This window comes from Paracraurococcus lichenis (genome assembly GCF_030657435.1).
GTDB lineage: Bacteria > Pseudomonadota > Alphaproteobacteria > Acetobacterales > Acetobacteraceae > Paracraurococcus > Paracraurococcus lichenis.
The window spans coordinates 1-2,966 of the sequence record NZ_JAUTWS010000232.1 but is presented as its reverse complement, the minus strand read 5'-3'; the positions used below and the strand labels follow the sequence as shown (position 1 = coordinate 2,966).

At 71.8% G+C, this 2,966-nt stretch carries 3 protein-coding genes; all 3 read left to right on the top strand.

Annotation, left to right across the window (positions count from 1 at the left end):
• Window positions 1-502: acyl-CoA dehydrogenase family protein (locus tag Q7A36_RS39185; RefSeq protein ID WP_305109208.1), on the top strand; the 502-nt coding region annotated here is incomplete at its 5' end.
• A 4-nt stretch (window positions 503-506) separates the two neighbouring features.
• The gene (locus tag Q7A36_RS39180) at window positions 507-1,517 is read left to right on the top strand and encodes an alpha/beta hydrolase (protein ID WP_305109207.1); all 1,011 of its coding nucleotides are present in this window, start codon (window positions 507-509) and stop codon (window positions 1,515-1,517) included.
• A gap of 19 nt (window positions 1,518-1,536) precedes the next feature.
• The gene (locus Q7A36_RS39175) at window positions 1,537-2,517 is read left to right on the top strand and encodes a tripartite tricarboxylate transporter substrate-binding protein (protein ID WP_305109206.1); all 981 of its coding nucleotides are present in this window, start codon (window positions 1,537-1,539) and stop codon (window positions 2,515-2,517) included.
• Window positions 2,518-2,966 lie beyond the last annotated feature (449 nt).

Below are 2,966 nucleotides of genomic sequence, written 5' to 3'. Positions count from 1 at the left end.
GGTCATGGGGCCCTACCACGCCTCCCTGGTCTCGGTGATCCTCGGCGCCGCCTGGGCGGCGATCGACGAGTACGAGCGCATCGTCACGACCATGTCCGTGCTGGTGGATCCGACGACGCTGCGCGCCGACCACCACGATGCCCAGCGGCATATCGGCCTGGCCCTGGCCAAGGCCGATGCGGCGGAGGGCATCCTGCTCTCGGCCTGCCACCGCTACATGGAGTGGTGTGAGCGCTGGGCGCGCGACGGCACGCCGATCAGCGTAGAGGACAACCTGCGGCTCCGCGCCATGCTGCAGCAAGGCGGCGCCCTGGCGAGCGAGGTGGTGGAATCGCTGCTGCATGCCGCCGGCGCCTTCACCACGAAGAAGGGCAACCGCCTGCAGCGCTACTTCCGCGACGTGCAGATGTACCGCACCCATAGCTCGGCCCAGCCGGAGGATTTCGCCACCTATGTCGGGCGGGCGCATCTCGGACGTCCCATCGGCATGCGGGGGCTGTAGCGCCATGCCGCCGCCGGTCCTCGCCGAGAACGGCTTCTTCTGGGTGGGGGTGGAGCGGCAGCAGCAGGGCGAGGCGACCTTCGCGACGGGTCAGATGTTCGCCCGCCTCATGGTGCCGGCCGAGCGCCGGCATCGCTGGCCCGTCGTCATGGTGCATGGCGGCGGCGGCCAGGGCCTCGACTGGATGGGCACGCCGGATGGCCGGCCAGGCTGGAGCGATGCCTTCCTCCACCGCGGCCATGCGGTCTGCGTCGTCGATCGCCCCGGCCTCGGCCGCGCCCCGGCGCAGGGGCCGCAGACGCCGCCGCCGAGCTACGAGATGATGCGCGCCCGCTTCACCGCGCCGGCGACGCGGCCGGAGAGCTACCCCCAGGCCCGGCTGCATACCCAATGGCCGCCGGGGGAGGAGGTGCTCGACCAGTTCATGGCGGGCCAGGGGCCCTCCGGCGCCGACCTCGCCGTGGTGCATGCCGGGATGCGGCGCGCTGCGGCGGCGCTGCTCGACCGCATCGGCCCTGCCGTGCTGCTGACCCATTCGGCCGGGGGCGCCTTCGGCTGGCTCGCCGCAGATGCGCGGCCGGAGCTGGTGCGGGCGATCGTCGCCATCGAGCCGATCGGCCCGCCCTTCGCCGCGACGCCGACCGGCGCGCTGCGCTGGGGTCTGACCGCCGCGCCGCTGACCTATGACCCGCCATTGGCCGACCCGGCCGAACTGGCGACCGTGCCGCGGCCCGCGCCCGGTCCCGGGCTGCGCGACTGCCTGGTGCAGGCCGCGCCGGCCCGCCGCCTGCCGAACCTGGCGCGCTGCCCAATCGCCGTCGTCACCGCCGAGGCCTCCTGGAAGGCGGCCGAGGACCATGGCGTGGTCGACTACCTGCGCCAGGCCGGCGCCACGGTCGACCACCTCAGGCTGGAGCAGCACGGTCTGCACGGCAACGGCCACATGATGATGCTGGAGATGAACAGCGACGCGGTGGCGGCGCTGGTGGCGGGTTGGATCGAAGCGCGGGACTGACGCGGGGGGAGACAAGGAAATGACGAGGACGATCGGGCGCCGGCCCATGCTCGGCGTCGCCATGCTGGGGCTTGCCGCGGGCCGGGCGCGGGCGGAGGTGGTGGAACGCCAGGCGCGGCTGGTGATCAATTTCTCGGCCGGCGGCGTCATGGACACCGTCGCGCGGCTCTATGCCGAGCGGCTGCGCGGCCTCTATGCGCCGCAGGTGCTGGTGGACAACCGCCCCGGCGCCGCGGCCCGGCTGGGGATCGAGCTGGTGAAGGCCGCACCGGCCGACGGCACCACCGTCCTGATGACGCCGGAAACCATGATGGTGGTCTACCCCTACATCTATACCCGCACGCTGCGCTACGACCCGCAGCGCGACTTCATCCCGGTCACCGGCCTGTCGTCCTTCGGCTTCGCCTGGGTGGTGGATGCCAACCATCCCGCGAAGACCTTCGCCGAGTTCGTCGACTGGGCGAAGCAGCGGTCGGATGTGCCCTATGCCAGCCCGGCGGCGGGTTCGACGCCGCATTTCCTGTCGGTCGAGATGGGCAGGGAACTCGGCATGAACCTGGTGCATGTCGCCTACCGCGAGATCGCCATGATCTTCGCCGATCTCAACGGGGGGCGCATCGGCGCCTACATGACCGTGGTCGGCACGGCGGTGGAGCAGCACCGGGCCGGCCGGGTGCGGGTGCTGGCGGTGACGACGCCGCGGCGCGTCGCCAGCCTGCCGGACGTGCCGTGCTTCGCCGAGCTCGGCTACGGCCAGTTCACCGCCGATGAATGGTACGGCATCTTCCTGCCCGCCGGCACGCCGGCGCCGGTCGTCGCCGGCCTGCATGGCGCGATTGCCCGGGTGGCGCGGACCGAGGAGATCCAGGCGGCGCTGGCGCGGCTGGAACAATACCCGGTGGACACCACGCCGGCCGGCTTCACCGCGCGTCTGGCCTCGGAGCGCGAGCGTTGGGGCCCCATCATCCGGGCTTCGGGCTATACGGTCGAGGAGGGCTGAGGCCAGGCGCCGGGGCCGCGGTACCCGGCGATGCCGCCGAGGCGGTTCTCAGGACGGCAAATGGGCCGATGCGGTGAGGTGAATGCCAAACATGGCGCACCGGTCAGGGTACCTGCCACTTCGTCATCGCGACGGACAGAGTGGCGGCCGCCAGATGGAAGGTCCCCCCGGGCGAGATGTTCCGCGCCATCATCCGGACCGTGTTGCTGGTCCAGGCCGCCGCGTCGAGCTCGAGAAGTGGGTCGAGGAGGCCAGCGCTGCGTCGGCCAGATCGCCCTGTCGGCAGCCGGGGACCGCCACGTCGAGCAGGCTGGTCGCGCCCGGCGCCAAGTTTGAGGTGGCCCCCATTCGTCGGACAGCTTGGCGGCCTGGATAAGCTCGGTTCTGGTTTCCGTCAGGCTGCCAATCTCGTCACCGCATCGGCCGCATACGCCTCGTCAGGGGTCCTA

Excerpts from the sequence above, each read along its gene's own strand:
- Q7A36_RS39175 (WP_305109206.1), top strand. The coding sequence starts at position 1,537 with ATGACGAGGACGATCGGGCGCCGGCCCATGCTCGGCGTCGCCATGCTG.
- Q7A36_RS39180 (WP_305109207.1), top strand. The coding sequence starts at position 507 with ATGCCGCCGCCGGTCCTCGCCGAGAACGGCTTCTTCTGGGTGGGGGTG.